Source organism: Bacteroidales bacterium, from assembly GCA_035299085.1.
In the GTDB taxonomy this organism is placed as follows: Bacteria; Bacteroidota; Bacteroidia; order Bacteroidales; family UBA10428; genus UBA5072.
On the sequence record DATGXG010000004.1, the window covers coordinates 43,149 to 63,491 of the forward strand.

The 20,343-nt window shown below is 41.9% G+C and carries 14 protein-coding genes and 1 tRNA gene; 13 read left to right on the forward strand and 2 right to left on the reverse strand.

Going from position 1 to position 20,343, the window contains the following annotated elements; genetic code table 11:
• Positions 1–23 precede the first annotated feature (23 nt).
• Positions 24–2,129 carry a glycoside hydrolase 43 family protein gene (locus tag VK179_00900; GenBank protein HLO57276.1) on the reverse strand — a complete coding sequence of 702 codons (2,106 nt, stop codon included), beginning with the start codon at positions 2,127–2,129 and terminating at the stop codon, positions 24–26.
• Between the two features lie 105 nt (positions 2,130–2,234).
• Here VK179_00900 and VK179_00905 point away from each other — a divergent pair, with 105 nt between their 5' ends.
• The 5 genes from VK179_00905 to VK179_00925 all read left to right on the forward strand — a co-directional run bounded on the left by VK179_00905 (position 2,235) and on the right by VK179_00925 (position 8,568).
• On the forward strand, positions 2,235–4,529 hold the full coding sequence (locus VK179_00905; GenBank protein HLO57277.1) for a PAS domain S-box protein: 2,295 nt from the start codon (positions 2,235–2,237) through the stop codon (positions 4,527–4,529).
• A gap of 125 nt (positions 4,530–4,654) precedes the next feature.
• A tRNA-Val gene (locus VK179_00910) sits at positions 4,655–4,729 on the forward strand.
• 99 nt (positions 4,730–4,828) lie between these two features.
• Entirely contained in the window at positions 4,829–6,616 is a 1,788-nt protein-coding gene (locus VK179_00915; protein HLO57278.1) for a serine/threonine-protein kinase, read from the forward strand.
• 181 nt (positions 6,617–6,797) lie between these two features.
• Positions 6,798–7,697, forward strand: a complete 900-nt coding sequence (locus tag VK179_00920; GenBank protein ID HLO57279.1) for an FISUMP domain-containing protein — start codon at positions 6,798–6,800, stop codon at positions 7,695–7,697.
• A gap of 49 nt (positions 7,698–7,746) precedes the next feature.
• Positions 7,747–8,568 carry a hypothetical protein gene (locus VK179_00925; GenBank protein ID HLO57280.1) on the forward strand — a complete coding sequence of 274 codons (822 nt, stop codon included), beginning with the start codon at positions 7,747–7,749 and terminating at the stop codon, positions 8,566–8,568.
• Positions 8,569–8,743: 175 nt separating this feature from the next.
• Here the strand turns inward: VK179_00925 and VK179_00930 are convergent, their stop codons facing one another.
• Positions 8,744–10,084: a caspase family protein gene (locus VK179_00930; GenBank protein ID HLO57281.1), complete on the reverse strand. Its 1,341-nt coding sequence runs from the start codon at positions 10,082–10,084 to the stop codon at positions 8,744–8,746.
• A 449-nt stretch (positions 10,085–10,533) separates the two neighbouring features.
• Here VK179_00930 and VK179_00935 point away from each other — a divergent pair, with 449 nt between their 5' ends.
• From VK179_00935 to VK179_00970, 8 genes are read left to right on the forward strand one after another with little or no spacing between them, the layout of a single operon-like run.
• Positions 10,534–13,032: an ATP-dependent Clp protease ATP-binding subunit gene (locus VK179_00935; GenBank protein HLO57282.1), complete on the forward strand. Its 2,499-nt coding sequence runs from the start codon at positions 10,534–10,536 to the stop codon at positions 13,030–13,032.
• A gap of 11 nt (positions 13,033–13,043) precedes the next feature.
• Positions 13,044–13,493, forward strand: coding sequence for a hypothetical protein (locus tag VK179_00940; protein HLO57283.1), 450 nt, complete (start codon positions 13,044–13,046; stop codon positions 13,491–13,493).
• Positions 13,494–13,504: 11 nt separating this feature from the next.
• Positions 13,505–14,893: a hypothetical protein gene (locus tag VK179_00945; protein ID HLO57284.1), complete on the forward strand. Its 1,389-nt coding sequence runs from the start codon at positions 13,505–13,507 to the stop codon at positions 14,891–14,893.
• Between the two features lie 37 nt (positions 14,894–14,930).
• On the forward strand, positions 14,931–15,320 hold the full coding sequence (tssD, locus tag VK179_00950) for a type VI secretion system tube protein TssD (protein HLO57285.1): 390 nt from the start codon (positions 14,931–14,933) through the stop codon (positions 15,318–15,320).
• A gap of 16 nt (positions 15,321–15,336) precedes the next feature.
• A complete protein-coding gene (locus VK179_00955; protein HLO57286.1) occupies positions 15,337–17,157 on the forward strand; it encodes a phage baseplate assembly protein V in 1,821 nt (606 codons plus the stop codon).
• 10 nt (positions 17,158–17,167) lie between these two features.
• A complete protein-coding gene (locus VK179_00960; GenBank protein HLO57287.1) occupies positions 17,168–17,605 on the forward strand; it encodes a GPW/gp25 family protein in 438 nt (145 codons plus the stop codon).
• Positions 17,606–17,612: 7 nt separating this feature from the next.
• Positions 17,613–19,448, forward strand: coding sequence for a hypothetical protein (locus VK179_00965; protein ID HLO57288.1), 1,836 nt, complete (start codon positions 17,613–17,615; stop codon positions 19,446–19,448).
• Positions 19,435–20,337, forward strand: a complete 903-nt coding sequence (locus VK179_00970) for a hypothetical protein (GenBank protein ID HLO57289.1) — start codon at positions 19,435–19,437, stop codon at positions 20,335–20,337. The genes VK179_00965 and VK179_00970 overlap by 14 nt, the downstream gene beginning before the upstream one ends.
• Positions 20,338–20,343: the final 6 nt, after the last annotated feature.

Here is a 20,343-nt window from a genome sequence, read left to right on the forward strand (position 1 = left end):
CAGGTATAAAGTTTTGCCGGCGTTTATTCAGCCGTTTTCCACACCAGCACGGTACCATCCTTCCGGGCAGGAAGCGCACCGGGCCTGTCGGCTGCATAAGGCTCCCCGGTTCCGGGTGTTATACCCACATACCTGTATGTTTTGAGCGACAGGAGCATACATTGGTTATACAGCATATCCTGCCACATGAAGAGGCTTGCTTCAGTTTCCTGCTTCATCAGGCGGACGTCGGCTGATATTCCTATTCCGACAACTGTCAGAAAACCCGTGCCATTCATGGCCTCGAGGGCCACTTTACCTTTTCCGCGATCATGAACCCTAAACCGGCAACCCTGACTTTCAAATTCTTTCGATCCTTTTTGTTGTGAATGTAACATCCCATGCGGATTAGCCCAGACATGACTGCTATCAGCCAGGTTTGTAAGGATGATTACCTTACCCAACGGTATATTGGCCGACCTGTCGGCCATGGGTTCCTCCAGTTTAAAATCAAGGAAGTCAGCGTATCCGCCTTCCCTGTTCTCCCTGTTATAGGCAAACAGGGCGTATCTTGATCCCTGGAACGTTTTAAGCTGGTATGACATACAAACGGGATCTCCGATGGCAATGTATTTGTCTTCACCGGTACTGTAACTGAATTGTGCAAAATCATTGTCGAAATCGCCTGAGATGCGCAAACTGATTAAGCCTGTGCTCACGGCGTTTTCTATTGTCTTGTTCGTACTCTGGTCATAAAACTTAAGCACAAAACCGTTTTGCGTCCTCTCAATGCCCAGAGTAGCATAGGGAATATTCAGGATAGCAATACCGGCATAATCACCGGTTTTAAGTGCCGAAGCATCGAGTCGGGTCGTAGCAATGGATATCGGACCTATGCCCCTTTGTGTAAGCGTATTTCTCGCCCATATGAAGTCTTTGGCAGGCAATGTATAAAAGCGCAGACTTTCTTTTTTCTTATTCAATTCCCATTTACTATCGACAGGATTATGGTTCCATTGCCACACATTGGATAAACCGGGACCTGAAAAATCATCGTTCCGCTCATATGGCGCAACCTGTTCAGAATGAGCGGCCACATTGGGTTTGGTCCATGTTCTGGGTGACCGGCCAGGGTTACCTTCGAGGCCGAAGTAAGGCCATCCTTCTTTCCATGTTACCGGTGAAATGCAGGTAGTGCGTCCTACAGAACGGAAATCCATCATGGAGAAGCCCCACCAGTCGCCGTTCGGTAAATCCACAATACCGCCCTGGTGAAGGGTAACTGCGCCCAGGTAATTATTTCCGGGAGGGGTAAAACCCAACGAAGCACTGGCTTCAGGTAATTGGCCAAAGCCGGCATTCTGAGTCATCCATCCCCTTTGTGTACCCAATGTTTCCTCAGCACTTATTACAACGGTTTCAAAGGGGCCATACGGATTATCTGCTCTTGCACATTGCATGCGCCCAACAGGGGCATAATTGGCACTGATTATATAATATTTGCCGTGAATCTTGTACATATGATGGCCTTCACCCATGTTATTCCCGGCAGGTATGATAATGCGGTCGGTTCCTTCCACTGTGCCTGAAAAATCGGGCTTCAGTTCAACAAGGTGTACTTCATTGTAATTATAGACGGCGTATATTTTACCATCATCATCGAATAAAACGGAAAGATCATAGATTTCTGAATTCAGCGGCCGGTGTTCCCACGGCCCTGCCGGGTTTTTGGCAGTAAACACCTGCATGCCGTGACCATTAACGTTGCTGAAAATATAGAATGTATTATTATGATATCGGATGCAGGGCGCCCAGATTCCCTGGCCATATGCTTCTTTGCCCTGTTCAAGGTTAAATTCAGGTCCCAGCGTAAACTTGTCAAAAACATAGCCCAGTAATTCCCAGTTTACAAGGTCTTTTGATCGGAGTACCGGCAAGCCCGGGACGGTATGCATTGTAGTACCGGTAAGATAGAAATCATCACCCACGCGGATCATATCCGGATCTGAAAATTCATCATAAAACAGCGGATTGGTGAAAGTTCCGTTTCCGTTGTCAGGCATCCAGGTTTGGGGATGTTTTTCTGAATTATTTTGTGCATTGAGCATTGAAACACAAAAGAGGCTAATGAACAGAATAAAAGGTTTCATGGCAGATATTCGGGGATTATGTTTACTGGACACTGGTATAAAGATAATATTTCCGGATTGGCTGACAAAAATGTCGTAATTTTATATGCTAACCCGACCTGCCCGATGAGAAGAGATAATATTGATATCAGCGATCTTACTAAAGCTGAGGAAGCTCTCAGACAAACCGAAATGAGCGCCAATCTGCTTGTAAAATATGCCCCTATAGGTATATATGTTGTGGATTTCACTGTGCCTCGGTTTTTGTCGGTCAATGATACCATGTGTGAAATCAGCGGATACAGCAGGGAGGAACTATTATCCATGAATCCGTTTGAATTGCTTGATCACCAGGGTTCTTTACAATTCCGTCAAAGAATAGCCAAGATTCTCGCCGGCGAAGACATTGATGAAAGTGTTGAGTACAGGGTGCGAATGAAGGATGGCAGTGAAAGGTGGGCTGTTCTGAATTTGAGGATTATTACAGATCAAGGAAAACCCACAAAAGGACTGGTTATCGCCCATGATATTACAGAACGGAAAAAGGCTGATGAGGCATTGAAGCAAAGCCAGAAAACCTTTTCGGAATTGATTGAAAGAGCTCCGTTCGGAATTTATGTCATTGACTCGGAATTCCGTATTGCCCACATGAACGCCAGTTCGCAAAACGGTGCCTTCCGCAATGTACGGCCGATAATTGGCCGACCGTTTAATGAGGCCATGCACATTTTGTGGCCTGACGAGGTGGCGGAAGAAATCATCGGACATTTCCGGCACACATTGGATACAGGGGAATCCTATTATTCGCCCCGGTTCGTAAGTAACCGCCTGGATGAAGCACAGCTCGAATCGTACGAATGGGAATTGCACCGCATGACACTAGCTGATGGAAATTTTGGTGTAATCTGTTATTATTTTGATTCAACTAACCTGAGGGTGGCTGAAAATGCGTTGCGTATTAGTGAGGAAAACCTCAAACGAGCGCAGAATGTAGGCAAAATAGGTAGCTGGAGGCTTGATGTGCAGAAAAATGAGCTTGTGTGGTCAGATGAGAATTACAGGATATTCGGAGCTAAAAAAGGAAGCCCGCAAACCTATGAAAGTTTTCTTGCCATCATTCATCTGGAAGATCGAGAATATGTCGACCGGAAATGGAGATTTGCCATGTTGGGCGAAGACTACGATATTGAACATCGCATTGTGGTGAATGGAAATGTAAAATGGGTCCGGGAAAAAGCTTTTCTTGAATTTGATGAAAAAGGAAACCTTGTAGCAGGTTTCGGTATTACGCAGGATATTACAGACAAAAAGAATGCAGAATATGAGCTTGAAAAATCAAGGCTGAAGCTTGAAATGGCGCTTGAAAACGCCAATATCGGGCTATGGGAATGGAATCTGAAAACCAATGATGTGATATGGGATGAGCGGTCTGAAAAAATGTTCGGCCTAATACCCGGCGCTTATGAAAAGAAACACAGTTACTTTGAGAAACTGGTACATGAAGAGGATATCGGTCATGTGAGAAAAGCAATAAGTGAAACGGTAAAAAACGGCGCTCCATTTGAGGTTATATTCAGGACAAAACCTGTTAACGGAAAAGTAAAATATATCAGTTCAAAAGCTCTTATACACAAAGATGAGGAAGGGAATATATCCGGTTTAACAGGAGTTAATTTTGACATTACGGACCTAAAGGAAGGAACCGAACGGCTGATTTCAAAACTTAATGAAGATCTGCTTCGATCAAATAAGGAACTTGAAAACTTTGCCTACATCACCTCTCATGATTTGCAGGAACCATTAAGGATGGTTTCCAGTTTTACGCAGTTGCTTGCACGTAATTACGGTGACAAGCTCGATGACAGGGCAAAAGAGTATATTGAATTTGCTGTTGAAGGAGCAAAGCGCATGTATGACCTTATAAACGGGTTGCTGGCTTACTCCAGGATTAGCAGGAAAGAAATTTCATTGGCCGATGTGGATTTGAATGATACGATTAAGACGGTAATGGCTAATCTGGCTCTTGTAATTAAAGAGAAAAACTGCGATATACAGGTGAATCGACTTCCCCATGTTAAAGCTGATCGTAACCAGATGATCCAGCTCTTTCAGAATCTGATTTCCAACGGAATCAAGTTCAGTAAAAGCAGTCCCAGGATTTACGTTGAATCACGCTCCGAAAAAACAAGATATGTATTCTCGGTGAGAGATGAAGGAATCGGGATTGAGCCGCAGTATTTTGAACGGATATTCCAGATTTTTAAAAGGCTTATGCCAAGGGAGGAATATGAAGGCACCGGCATCGGGCTGTCAATATGCAAAAGGATTGTTGAAAATCACGGAGGTGAAATATGGGTAGAATCCGAGCCGGGCAAGGGATCAGCGTTTTATTTCACCATTCCGGTAGTTCATAAAGCATGACGATCATCTATGAATCAAATCTGCAATAGCTGGTTACAAAGAATAAAACAAAATTTCAAAAATAATTTTGTCAATTTGAAAATGCGGTTTATATTTGCACCTCCTTAATGAAAGGGAATAATAAAGGGAGCTTAGCTCAGTTGGTTCAGAGCATCTGCCTTACAAGCAGAGGGTCGATGGTTCGAATCCATCAGTTCCCACAAAGGGTTTGAAGAAATTCAAACCCTTTTTTATTTGAATCCCGATCATTTTTCGTATCTTGTTGCGAATTAATTGGTTTCGAGCCCAAAACCAACCCTATGAGCAACATTAACGAAATTTTCATTTCTGAAACCGATTTCAGGGCAAGATATCAATATACAGACAAAGATCTGCTGGGAGAAGGAGGTTTTGCGCAGGTATATAAAGCCTTTGACAAACAATTCCAGGAATATGTAGCACTCAAGTTTTACAGCAAGGGTGACCAGGGAAAATATGATGTGCTGCATGAAATGAAAGATACCCGCAGGTACTCCCATCCAAACATCATTCGTATCCATGACGCCTATGTGGTACGTTTTGAACATACCGGAGGTTATTCCTACATTCAGGTAGGTATCCTGGAATATGCAAACGGAGGAAATCTTCGTGACTTCATTCAATCACAGCCAACTGAAAAAGCCTTTGCACAGGTCTTAACAGGGATACTCAGGGGACTTGAATACCTTCATGAAGACAAGAAACTGATTCATCGCGATTTAAGTCCCGAGAACATTCTAATGTATCGTGACGGTGATATATGGATTCCTAAAATTGCAGATTTCGGAATCTCAAAAAAAATTGATTTATCACAGGAAGCAAATAATCAGAATAAGTCCACCCAGCTTCTTGGAAAAGTGGATTACATGGCCCCGGAACAGTTTTACCCTGAGAAATACGGTATTGAAAAAAGGATCAGCACCAATGTCGATTTATGGGCCTTTGGTATAATTCTCTATGAGCTTTTTCTGCAGAAATTGCCTTTCAGCCATAGTCAGGCTGATAGCCCTATGACCTTGATTCAATCGATCGTAAGTGATCCGGTTGAACATTCAGAGCAGATTCCGGAACCATACAGGACAATAATCAGGCGGTGCCTTGAAAAGAAGGCGGCCAGCCGGTTTCAACATGCATCTGAGATTATAACCCTGTTGCAGGCTTTCCTTCAAAAAAATTCCGGATCGCAAAAGATGCAGACGCATGCGATCCGAACCATGGAAATTACAACGCTTGAAAAAAGGAAAAAGGGATATATAAAACCAATGATCGGTGCAGGTCTTGTGATTGTCAGTATTCTACTATACTTCATTTTCAGATCGGACCCTGATCCTCTTCCTCCTACCCCACCGGTTCCTTCTAAGCCCGATGTGTCCACCATAATAAGGCAATTTAATACATTATTAGCCGAATCTAAATACACCGAACTTATTAGCATTTACGACTCTCTTGAGGATGGTCTGAAAAAAAACACTGCCATTCTGAGAAAATACAATTTCAGTTATCAGATCCTCAGGTCAGATACCCTGATTAGTATTGCCAATGAATTATTTGATAAAAAACAATATGCACAGGCACAAAACCAATATCTTAAAATTATTGCATTAGAAAATTTACGTGACCGCAAATTTGTGCAACACCGGATCGACACAATTTATTCCATAATTAAAGTTGAACCGGCAAAACCTCCGAAACTATTCTCTGCCGGAGTATATTACCGGAATCAGCTAAATATGGATAAAAGTAAAAATGATGCTCTTTCATTTGTAAGTGTTGAAATAACGAATTCAGCAACCATAATTACACTCAGGCTGAAAGCCGGGGAAAGTCTCTATTTCAGCAGCCCTGGTAATGACGGTTCATTCTACATAGCTTATGGAAACCACAGGCTTACTTTAACAGATATTTCGGGGGTAAAAACCGGTTCTTTTGTTATTGAGGAATCAGATCGAATTGTCCGGCTTCATTTCAGAAAATTAGACCCTGTCGAAAGTTTCAGTTTGATTAACGGGAATACACAATTTCACAAAGATTATACTGCCATTGATTTTACGAATATTAAGCTGAAATAAAGAAAGTTAAATTTTGATTTTAGAATAGTTTGTTATAGATTTGATCTAACGTTTCCTAAGAATTACCGTCCTGTTTGTTCTGTTCAGGCCGATATTGCATTTGCTGACGGTAAGCCCTTATTCTTTTTCGATTACACTGGGTTTTTGTATTTCTTGATTACTAATTTTTATTTATCAAGATATGAAAGGCTTAATTTTCCCTTTTATCATCACGCTTGTTGCATTGCATTCGTGTGAACCCGAATTAGTTGTTACAAAATTGCCTGTAGCAAGCTTCAGTTCGCAAAAATTTGTGACTCTGGGTAATTCAGTAACTTTTAAGGATAATTCCAGCAATAATCCGAGTGTTTGGTTCTGGGATTTTGGAGATAACACATTTAGTAATTTACAAAATCCTGAACACACTTATCTAAATCCAGGTGTTTATACTGTGAAACTAACCATATTAAATAATGCGGGAATTGATTCAATTAGAAAATCAAATTTGATTCATATTGGATTGGTTGATGTTGACAGTAATTTTTATCAAGTAGTAAAGATTGGTACTCAATACTGGTCGGCTGAAAATTTAAAAGTAACCAGACTTAATAATGGTGAGCCTATAGATTATCTGGTTGATAAAGAATCCTGGGGAAACCATTCTACTTCTGCCTATTGCTGGTATAACGACGATCCGGCGAATTCAAATCCTTATGGTGCGTTATATAATGGCTATGCTATGAATACAGATAAATTATGTCCTGATGGCTGGATAGTTCCGGACTTTAATAATGTGCAAACTTTATTTGATTTTCTCGGAGGATATGGGATATCAGGAGGTAAATTAAAAGCAGTGAGTCCTTTATGGAATTCTTCGACAACTACACCCACCAATGTAACAGGTTTTAGTGCTATGCCTTCCGGAAAACGTAATCCTTCAGGAGATGGTTATTTAGAAATGGGAGGATATGCCTATATCTGGATGAAAAAGATTCCCAGTAACAATTATAATTGCATTCAGCTTTTGTATAATAGTAATGAAGCCTTATATAAATCATTTGTTTTGACCTATGGTTTTTCAGTTCGGTGTATTAAGCAATAAAAACATGTTATTCAATTTATGATTTTTAAATTGTAAAAAATTCATTTAAATGAAAAGGAATATAGTTCTTTTTATTCTTTTAGTTTTGTATATTCCTCAGTCATTCTGTCAAACCATTGAGAATATTGACTGGAATATCAAGGATAAGAAAGTTGAAATCAGATATGACCTGGCAAGCAATTCGAAGGAAAAAATCTATAAGATTGAAATATACGTTAGCCTGGATAGCGGTGCTACCTTCAAAAAACAGGAATTGAAATTTGTAACAGGTGATGTTGGCAAAGATGTTAAGCCGGGTAAAGAGAAGAAAGTGATCTGGGATTTGTCAAAGGAATTTCCTTCTTTCAAGGAAGGGGATGCGGTTTTTGAGATTAAAGCAATTGAAGAAATAAACAAAGAAAAAAACAGGGAACTATTTATTGGATATAAGGGATCGCATACTGCGCCATTCGGATTAATCGCCGGAATATCCGGAAATCCCGGACTATATATTTCAGCAAGATGCAATTCCAATGTCTTAACAAAGTCAGATTTATCTGTTGAGAATTACTTACCACCAAATGGATGGTTTTTTCTGCCAAATGAAACTGAACGTAAGCGATTATCGGTAACTGCCGGCTTGCATCTGAAGCTTTCAAATTCCTTTTATGTGCAGCCGGGAGCAGGTCTTGCTTATCATGGTGCATTGTGGCATATGACCAACTCAGATAATGATACTGAATGGGTAACTCTAAGGGAAGATTCATTTTTAGCTTTTGAGGCTGAAGTTTCAGCTCTTTACAGGATAAAGCAGTTTTATCTTTCAGGCGGAATATCCTTGTACAAATTTAAATATGCTGATGTGACTTTCGGAATCGCCTATACATTTTAATGTCCGGAAATATTCTGCAGAATGAGAAAGAAATTTTTGATTGCAGCATTAGGGGTATTGTCCGCTTGTGCACCTGAATTGGAAGTTCCTGGGATTTCTGAAGAAACCTGAGAAACCGGATACAATCCTCCTGTTATGGGTTTTTCTGTCCGATTATAAAGGAATAATCCTGTTTTTAATATTCCACCAAAACATAATCCATATTTCCGTGGAATTGGGTGAATTGTTTACTGATCATCGTTTCAGAGTTTTTTAAGACATTGTTATATATGTATTTCTGCAACTCACCTGTAGTAAGCTTTTTATCACTATTTTCATCCGCAGCGCCCTGCAGTCCAAGACAAAGAAAACAGGTAAACAAACCCGAACGGGACTCATCAAATGCGAGAGAAACTGCATCAGATGACGAGGAATTGAAAACATAAAATGACGGATTGCTGATCCATGGATTCCTTGACTTACTTCCTGTTATTGTTGATCTGGTTCTGATGATATTTTCCGACTTAATGCTTTCGCTCTGTTTCGATATTCCGGAAAAACAGGCATCCACAAATACAAAAACATTTTTGGCCTTCAGATGCTGAAGGGTTTCATATAAAGCGGTGACATTTATACCCTGGCTGCTGATTCTGTCTTTTTTAGCATCAGAGGGTACAACGTATATCTGTTCACCGGAGATGGACGGAATTCCATGTCCCGAAAAATATACAAACAGTTCTGTAACGCCGGGAACAACCATTTTCTTCAACTCTCCGTTTTCAAGATTGAACATGTTATCAAAAAAAATCCAGTTTGCATCCGAATTCGTATCCGTTATTACTTTATCAATGCCAAGAGTATTCTTAAAATAGGAGGAAACCAGTTTTGCATCGTTACTGGAGTAAATGGCATCAGGTAAATCCTTGTATTTTTCAATCCCAATAACCACCGCAATAGCATCGGGCCTTCCTGAATTTGTATTGGGCGCCCTGTCAAGATTTTTATACGGATTAGGCGGAGGTGGCGGTGGAGGTGGCGGTGGAGGTGAGGGAGGTTTTTTATTGAACGCCAGGTTTATTTGCAGTTTATTAATGCCTGAAGGTTTATTTGATCCGTTTACAGTTAAAACCACAGGAATATTCGGCAACCTGTAGGACCTGTCGGGATTTACATAAATAGTAAATGTTTTAACCTGCTGTGGTGGTAAATTACCTAAATTCCCAAAGTTCTTTGAAATAACAACAGAGTGATTTGGCGACTTAAACATATAAGTAACATCATTGGCTACTGCATCTCCTGTATTTTTGATGTAAAATCTGACCTGCACCACTTCACCCGCCTGGATCCAACCATCAGGTTTTAACGTGGTGGTACCTGCGCCTGTATCACAAACAGTATAATACATGTATGTGAGTTCAGGAGGGCCGGCATTCAAGGTAATTTGTTTGGCATCCGATTTACGGCTAATTACCTCCTGTGCTTTCGCATAACCGCCAAGAATACCAAGAGCAATTAAAAAACAATAAAAGGGCTTCATAACGGGACTGGAATAGATTAGTTGAATAAAATTACATCAAATTCTTAAAAATCAAATATTTTTAATACAGGTTGTTTAAATGCGAGTCACGATTTATTAAACATCGACAAATGGGAATTATCCGTCAAGAATACAATATAACCTATTGTGGAATAGTTTTTTTTGCTAAATTTATAACTTGTTTCTTTGTTTCATGATTGTTTAGATGAATTGGATCTGTTGTGTAAATTTTAAGGGATTATCAGCAAGATTATAGACAGAAAGCAGATCTTAAACCGTTTTTCAACTCTTAACAGTTTTAAAATATTCCTTTTTGTGAGTCCTGCAGGCGCAGGTTCTCATATTTGATTCGGTGTTTTTTCGCGGTGGATGGACTTGTGGCATGGATATGTTGGATGATTGATTTGTATGCGATCAGATAATTTCCATACTAACTCTGTTTTGAATAAATGTCTGAATTAAATGTATTATCCGGAGAAACCAGGGAAGCAGTCAGGATCGCCCAGAAGATTGCCCGGGAGTATCAGCATGAACACTATTCAGCAGCCCATCTTTTAAAAGGTCTTTTGCATAAGGATGTGGGGCTTGATGTGGTACTGACCCGTATTGGAAAAGATGTAAATTACCTTAAAGAATGGGCCGACATAAGAATTGAAGAGCTCCCCAGATCGGCTGTAACCATACCCGAGCCTTCAGGTGACGAATGCATTGGCAGGGTTCTTGAAGAAGCTGATTTGCTGCGCCTCAAGTTTTCAAGGGAACTTATCGATCCGGATCTTTTATTGCTGGCTCTTTGTAAACCAAACCTTGCTTTCAGCCAGGATCAGTTAAAATCGTTCTCCCTCTCGCAAAAGGAGTTTACCGATCACCTGCTTGAAGAGGCAGGGCTATTGGAATCAATTCCTGTGAAATCGGCCGGCCAACCTGAAAAAGGAAAAAAGCAGGCACAGGTAAAAGCTCTTTTCAGTTATTGTGTCGATAAAACTTCGCTTGCCCGGGAAGGCAAGATCGATCCGATTATAGGCCGTGATGCCGAAACCCGGACTATGATTGAAATACTCAGTCGCAGAACCAAACCCAATGTACTTATTCTTGGTGACCCCGGGGTGGGCAAAACCGCCCTTGTAGATGGTCTGTGTTTGAAAATTACCGAAGGACAGGTGCCGGCAAATCTTAAGAATGCCCTGGTTTTTGGCCTCGACCTGGGTTCACTGGCTGCCGGGGCATCCTATAAAGGAGAAATTGAAGACAGGGTAAAGAATATTATAAATGAAATTAAATCGTTTGAAAAAGCCATATTATTTATTGACGAGATTCATTCCCTCTTTGATGCTTCAGGATCTTTAGGAACAGGCGTCATTAACATACTGAAACCTGAATTGACAAAAGGGGACCTGACTTTAATCGGGGCAACCACAATCGAGGAATACAGGGAGTTCATTGAACCTGAAGCCGCATTCAACAGGCGCTTTGAAGTTCTGCAAATCGAGGAACCTGACCCGGAAAAAGCCTTCCGGATGATCCGCCATATTATCCCCCTGTATGCAAAGCACCATAACATCAAAATCGAAGATGAAACAATAAAAACTTCGGTTCAACTGGCAAAAAGATACCTGAAGGAACGAAAACTGCCTGATTCTGCCATTGACCTGATTGACCGCACTATGGCAGCCATCCGGATCATGGATGAGGTGTCGATGGATTCACTTAAAGGACTAAGGAAAAGTCTCAATTTCCTACTGCAGGAAAAGAAAGAAAATCTTTCTGAAGAACTTTCCTGGTTTGAACAACAACTCAGAAGCACAATCAGCCCCATTTTATCCGGCGGGCTGAACCTGACCGAAAAACATTTTGACGATCCAGCAAACTATACGGAATACCTGTCAGGTATCCTCGATAATCTTGAAACGCTGGCATCGGACAAGAAAGGAGTATTGCTCGGAGTAGACCTGGCTGCCGTTATTTCAGGCAAAACGGGTATCCCGCTCGGGAAAATTCAAACGAGTGAGAAAGAGAAACTTCTGAAGATCGAAGAACATCTGAGATCAAGGGTTATCGGGCAGGACCTTGCCATTCAGTCGCTTTCCGCTGCCATTCTCGAAGCAAGGGCCGGTCTTACAAGGCAGGGTCAGCCGATAGGATGCTTTTTCCTGCTCGGACCCACAGGTACAGGGAAAACGGAGCTCGCGAAATCACTGGCTGATTACCTTTTCAACGATGAAACGGCGATGATCCGGTTCGATATGTCGGAATTCAAGGAAGAACATTCCGCAGCGCTTTTATACGGCGCCCCTCCGGGATATGTGGGTTATAAGGAAGGAGGATTGCTTGTAAATAAAATCCGTGAAAAACCTTATTCGGTACTTCTTTTCGATGAGATCGAGAAAGCCCATGCTTCTGTTTTCGATGTATTTCTTCAGATAATGGATGAAGGAAAGTTGCATGACAGGCTTGGCAAAGAAGGTGATTTTACCAATTCAATCGTTCTGTTTACCTCAAATGTGGGCAGTGATTTCATTATAGAAAAATTCAATAAAGATGGCCTGCCAACGGGATCTGAAATGATGGAAATCATGAGCAGGTACTTCCGTCCGGAATTCCTGGCACGTATTACAGAAATCCTTCCTTTTGCACCCATTACCGAAGAAAACATCGCCGGAATTTTCAAAATACACCTTAGAAAATTCATTGCCACGTTGAAGTTGAACGATATTGAAATTAACATCACGGATGAGGCTCAGAAAAGCCTTGCATTAATAGGATTTTCGCCCCGTTATGGTGCAAGACCGATTAACGGGGTCATCCGCAGCTACCTGCGAAGACCTGTTTCTAAAATGATTATTTCAGGTGAAGTAAACGCAGGTGACACCCTGAATCTCGATCTGAACAAAGAAGAAGAACTCGTATGGAATGTCATTCAGAATAAAAACACAGTGAACAAAAACTAAATATCTATCCTATGCTCAATGAAGTTGAAATCGGGGGACAGCTGGTCCCTCAACAGTCTTTCGAAGCTATAACGAATATTTCTTCGAACAAAACCCTCCTCGTTCAAAAGCTGACAGGGAAACCCGGAAAACTTGAACCCGTGAAAGGCCTTAAAACAATCGATGAAGTTTTTAATCATTTCAAACCTTCGGTTGAAGTTGAATTTGAAGAGGAAAATGGTGCACAGCGAAAAGAAGAGTTACTATTCAACAGCCTTCTCGATTTTAAAAAGGAAGGAATAATAAACCAGAGTGAGTTCCTGCAAAAATTGCAGGCAGAGCAGGATGTGTGTAACTCCATTATTAAAAAGCTGAAGACGAATAAAATCCTTAAGGCGGCTTTGCAAAACGCCGATGCAAAACAAAATTTCCTGCAGGCTTTACAGGGAATCATTAATGAACTCGACCAGGCAAACGCTTAAATCCTACTACCATGGCAAATGAAACAGAAAAGAAAGTAGAAAAGCAGGCCAAGCCTGTTCAGGAAAAGATACAGGAAGTTAAAACCGGGGCCAGGCCTTTGGCAGAATCGATTGAAGCTTTATTGGATTACGGAGGTTTCGATCTGATTAAAGATACAGTAGACGGAGTGTCATCCATGGACCCCGAAGCCAGGGCGCGGAAGAATATTTTTCTAACGGATTCTTCAAAAAGATCGGACCGTGCTAAGCTTAAAAACCATCTTTCGCTATGGATCCAGCTCCTGTCGGAGCATACCGATCTTACTGAAATGATCGGCGCTGCCCAGGAACGCATCAGCGCATCCTCAAAGGTGCTGAATGAAAACATGGCAAAAGCCGTGAACGCTACACATGATCTTGAAGTAGCATACCGTTCTGTTGCGCTGTTTTACAAAAATGCGGAACGCGATAAGGTCAGGAATGTCACTTTTATCAATGTGGATCCTGACCGCTTGAAGGACATGGAAAACACCATGGTGATCGATAAGATTACGGAAGAACTTAAGCAAAATTATGACCGGCTTGACCTCAGGGAAAACTATTCGCTCCTTGTGCTTCCGGGTTATCTCGGTTCAAACCAGGCGGTGGACAAATGGGCGAAAATTGCCTATAATAACAAGGTGATGCTGATAACCGATTTTCAGCACCTCGATGACCCCGAAGCCGTAATTGAGGAATTTGACAGTGCCGGACTTACAGGCGGTGAAATATACAAATCAAACGCGATACTTACGTGTAACTGGGTTGTTGGCCGAGAGAAATATGCCGAACTGGGTGAAGAGGATCATCTGTTTGTTCCGCCGTCAACAGCCCTTGCGGGTAAGATTTACAGCACACTTATTGCTCAGCCTGTTGCAGGGAAAATGCATGGCGGACTGAATGAAGTGAACGGCGTCAAATTCGAAATGAAGAAAAGTGAGATATCCGAGCTTGAAAGACGCGGCCTGGTTCCCATGGTTCATGAGTGGGGAAAGGTTATGGGCATGTCGGCTAAAACGCTTTATAACGGAAATGATATCGGACTTCAGACCTATTCTGTTGTAAGGGTGTTCGATTATGTGGCAAAAGTCATCATCGACTTCCTGAACCGGCAGGCCTTTGTTAACTGGGATGCCACTGTGGAGAGGGACATAAAAGTGGAAATAGCCCGTTTCCTGGGGAGTATTAAGGGACATGACAAAATCATCGAATCATTCCAGGTAGTGGATATCACACAGGACCCTGAAACAAAAGTCATCCACCTTGATGTCCATATTACGCCCTTCTTCCCCGCCAAAAGCTTCCTGCTGCGGCTTGGAGGAACCAAGGGAGACACAGCAGAAGAATGGAAGGCTGAATTCTCTGAGGATCAAGGTAAATAAACATATCTATTTTCTTAAACCCTAAAAAATTATTGCAATGGATGAAATTAAACTGGACATTGAAAACTTAAAAGACGTTAAGGTTTACAGCGTATCGTATGGCGCAAATCTTCCTGTATCAGGCCTTGAGGCTAATGCAGCCGCAGCAAGGCTATCGTTTTCTGATCTTTCGCTTAACATAGAACTCACCGATAAAACGGAGTTCTTTCAGTGGATAACGACTAAAAAGAAAATCGGTGGAACCATAAAAATTGAGGATTTTAATAATCCCGGATCCAACCTGAGGGAAATAAAATTCAGTGATGCCTATCTTACATCCTTAAGTGAATCATTCAGCGGTGGAGGCGGAGGAGGAATGAGCATTTCAATTGCATTCACCAAAATTGACATGAACGGGGTCAAATACGATGTGAAGGCAGGTAAATAATTTCAATACGTAAGCATTGCTACAGCAAGTCGAGCTAACCGTCAAAATCGGGGGAAATACGATTTCCCCCGTTATTTCCTGTTCAATAAACCAGGAAATCAACTGGCATCACCAGTTCGAGGTGATCTATGTTGCCGATTTCTACAAAGAGAAATACAATTCAATCCTGAATAAAATCCGGGATTTTATCGGCTCGGAAATTGAAATCACTTTTGAAACCATTGAAAACGGAAAAAACAATGTACACAACCGGTTTTATGGTCTTGTAACCCAGGCAAGACTTAACCGTACCTCAGAGGGACAAAAGGAAATTCATCTCGCCGGTTTCAGTCCGACCATACTTATAGATGGAAGGCCCTGCTGCAGGTCATTTACCGGCAGATTGCTCAGTGAAATAGTACAGGCCACTCACGACCAGGTACCCCAAAACGACCTGAAACTGAACTCTAATCCTTCTTACCGCACAGACATTCCTTATATTGTCCAGTATAATGAATCAAACTTTGAATTTCTTAACCGCATTGCTGAAAAATATGGCGAATGGTGCTATTATAACGGAAGTGAACTGATATTTGGCACCCTGAGTAAATCCAAATCAATTGACGTTTTTGTTGATAATAACCTGCAGGATTTCAATTTTGCCTTTAATTTGAAAAATTACGGTTTCAAGGCCATAACCTATGATTACCTTGAAAATGAGTCCTGGATTAAAGAAAGCAAGGACATTGCGGTTAATGACCTGGATGCCCGGGGAGATCATGCCAAATCGGTTTCCGAGAAAAAATTCAAACAGGAGAACATCCTGTTCTCATCCGGTTTGTATGCAAAAGAAAGCGATTTCAAGGATTTCTTTGAAACCCGCCGGATTGCCGACACCCGAAGCCTCATAAGCAATGAAGGCCAGAGTACTTTGCCTGATATTAACGTGGGTTCGGTTATCAAAATTAAAAGTCAGAATGACCAGGAAGATGATTTCGGTGAATTCATCATTACTTCAGTAAAGCACATTATTGACACCGAAAGGAAATATAAAAATTATTTCACAGCCATCCCAAAATCAATAAACAAACCACCGCTGAACAACAGGGTGAAACTCCCTGCATGTGAAATGCAACCTGCCGTTATCAGCAGTAATGATGACCCGGAGAACCTCGGGAGGGTCAAAGCCCGGTTCTTTTGGGATGACCATTCCGAAACACCATGGCTCAGGGTTTTAAATCCGCATGGAGGCAAATCGGATAAAAATGACCAGCACGGATTTTATTTTATTCCTGAAATTAACGATGAAGTTATGATAGGTTTTGAAGGAAATGACCCGGATAAACCTTTTGTAATGGGAAGTGTGTATCATAAAAACTCAAAACCCGACCACTGGTACCATTCACAAAACAATACGAAATCCATAAGAACCCGCAACGGGAATCAAATACTTTTTATTGACGAGGACGGAAAAGAAGAAATCCGGATTTTAAACAAGGACGACGGCTCCCCTAAAAATGAGATATCTCTTAGCATGGACAATAAAGGCAAGATCACAATCAAAACAGAAGGTGAACTTGAAATTTCTGCCGATTCAATTAAGATCTCTGCGAAAAGTGATATTCAGATTGATTCAGGTAAAGGAACCAAATTAACCGCTACCGATCATACAATCAACGCCAGTAAGGGAGTTAACATAAAAGGACAGCAGATGGATATTAACGGGACACAAACCGATATAAAGGCAACTACACTAAAGATCAACGGAAGCGCACAGACAGAAATCAGCGGTGCCATGGTTAAGGTGGCAGGAAGCGGAATTACGGAAGTCACCGGGGGACTTGTAAAGATCAATTAATTCCGATGAAGTGGATAAATATTATTCTATACCTCTGAATACCGCGTCTCTTTTAGAGAAGAAGAAACACCCGGCTTGCGATATCCGTGAATCGATCAGGATGAACATCAATATGATCATTAAAACGCACTTCCGGGAATACCGGTATAATCAATCCTATGGTTGCCTGATCTGGAACCAGGATTATAGTACGGTAACCAATATCTCAAAGTGGCTTGAAGATTTGCGCAGTTCCGTGGTAGATTCAATAGAATCGAATGAACCGAGGATAAGTAAAACGGAGGTAAAAATTGACCTGGAAGAGGCAGAGGTTTTTGAACGGTTCAAAGGACAGCCGTTAAGACTCAAGCACAAGCTGACCCTTGAAATCAGGGGCGTGATATCACACCTGAATGAACCTTTTGAGCATTTTGAATTCCTGTTTTTCAGTCCCCTCTCCGTAGCCTGATAAGAATATGGACCTGAAAGAAAATAAAAAAGAGGTCGTACAAAGCCGGCTCAAGCAATATGCCGCTAAATTGTGGGGATACAGTGATGCCGAAACCGAAGGTTTTGACCCTGTCATTGATATGCTTTTCGGTGCCTGCTCGGTTGAATTTGAAAGATTGTCAACGTCGCTTTATAATTCAAGGTCAAGGATCCTTGAAAAAGTAGCCCGGATCCTGCTGCCTGAAGTGAATTTACGGCCGGTTCCCGCGTATGCCATAATGCATGCAAAGCCGGCCACCCCGACTAAAAAAGCAAACCGGAGTGACCAGTTCATTTTCGAAAAAGAAAACATCAATGCAGTAAATGGTAAAACAGGGCACAAGAAACTCTATTTCTCCCCCGCCTCCGAATTTACCCTGGTAGATGCTGAGGTAGCCCTTATGATAACGTCATCTGCCGTTATGCAAATGAATGAGATGACAAGGGAAATCAAATTCAGGTCTTCAGGTCCTCCGTTACCCGCTTACAACCAGACTATCTGGCTTGGCCTGAAAATGAATCCTTCAGTGAAGAACCTGAAAAATGTCTCATTTTACTTCGACTGGTTCAACAATCCGGATAAGCAATTTCTGCTAAAACTGCTCCCGGCAACGCGCTGGTTTCACCAGGGAACGGAGATCGAGGTAAAAAGCGGCTACAGCAGAGAAATCGAAAACATTTACAATGAGATTTCAGTCGACATTGAAAGTTTCCTGGATATAAACAGCAAAACCGAAAAAGCGGTAACCGGCTTCTTTGAGGAGCATTTCATCACCATAGCAGGCGACATGCTACCTAAGGCGGATATCCATCCGGCAGTATTCAAAGAATTTTATAATGAATCCGAACTCGAAAAAATAAAAGAGAAACTTTGCTGGATTGAAATCAGATTTCCTGAAATATTTCCCCCGGATGCATTTTCAAGCATCTTCTGCACACCGAACGCTTTCCCTGTAATGAACAGGAGGTTTCACAGTTCGAACCGGCCCTTTACGATCAGCGCCGATCTGAATATTCTTCCTCTGCAGAACGACGATATGTTTTTCACCATTCATCGTATTATAAGCGGCAGCCAGACCAGTTACCAGGAATTACCCTTTAAAAGAGCCAGTGAATTTACACCAGGCACCTTTACGGTCCGCACAAAAGGCGTCAAACGGTTTGATGAACGAGATGCCCTCGAATATGTGGTTTACCTGTTGGAACTGCTGCGTGAAGAATACGTCGCATTCCGTTCATTGAATGCCTCCATGATCGAAAAGGAGCTGAATGATCTGCAGATCATTATAAACAGGCTTCAGTTGGGGATTTCAAAATTAAACACCGACGAGAACAGCACCCATTTCATCTTTATGAAATCAGCTGTTGTCGAGGATATATGGCTCGAATACTGGTCCACTGCAGGGCCGTTTGCCAATAACATCACCCCTGGAAGCCGGTGCACCAGCGGAGAATATGATAAGAAAAGCCTGCGGTTCCTCACCACCTCAACAGGGGGTAAAAACCCACCCGATCAGCTCGAAAGGACATGGCTGTTTAAAAATGAGCTCCTGGCACGCAACCGGATTGTTACGGTTGAAGATATACGGTCGTTTTGCAAATCCGAACTGGGCAATGAACTGGATAAGGTAACCGTCGAAAAAGGAGCTCTTCTTTCAAAAGAAAGATCTTCCGGGTATATGAACTGCCTTCATGTGATTTTGAAATTCAGTACCGGAAAAACGGATGATGAAGCACTGAATTTGGTTAACCATATTGAAAAGTCGCTTGAACGGCGCTCTTCATGTCTTTATCATTACAAGGTCGATTATGTTAACGAATAACCGCGAAAATATTGATTACCTGGCTGAAGTGGTTGTCAGTCATTTGCTTTCAGGGCAGAAAGCGCCGGCGGGGGTAACCGTCCGGCTGCTGGGGATATTTCGCCGTTTCTTTTCACATGATGTGGAAAAAATAACAAGCCGCACCAACACACGGAATGAACAGGAGTGGGATATTTTCCTGCACCGTGAAGGATTTTATGATATCCTGCCCGAAGGTTTCTTCCATACCACGTCGCGGAAATACTTTAAGGATCATAATGAAACGGTAACTGAATTCTCACTTCATAAAACACAGGAGAAAAACGCCCGGCTGTTCTTTATGCCCCTGGAACAGGAATTTTACAGGCACCTGGTTAACAAGGAAAATTTTGAGCAGGATTTTTATTTTTCACCGGAGAGTATCCGGGAGTTTGTGGATTTTTTTAACCTCGATGAATTTGGCCTGGACCCGTATCAGAAAGCATCGCTTTTTTTTATAATGCCTTATATCAGCAGTATTGCTGGAAACCTGGCGCTGACTGAAACCTGCCTTGAGATCATCATCCAGGAAATAATCAGGATTAAACAGGAGAATAACCGTGCAATTAAATATACAGGATCAGCTCTTCCTGTGGGTCAAATGCATTTGGCACTTGAATCCACGCTGGGAGAAAGTTTTCCGGACGCGAATCCCCTCATTACGATTGAGATCGGGCCGCTTATGAACAGCGACGACCTGATGGATTATGTGGCCGGTGATAAAAGGAAACTGGTTGAATGGCTTACAGGACTGTTTTTTCAGGCCGACCTGCACACGCAATTCAGGATCCTGCTTAAACCCGAAGATGAACCGTTTATCATCGCCGGCAGGGATTATGAAAGCCGGTTATCCTATAGCACATCGATATAAACTGAC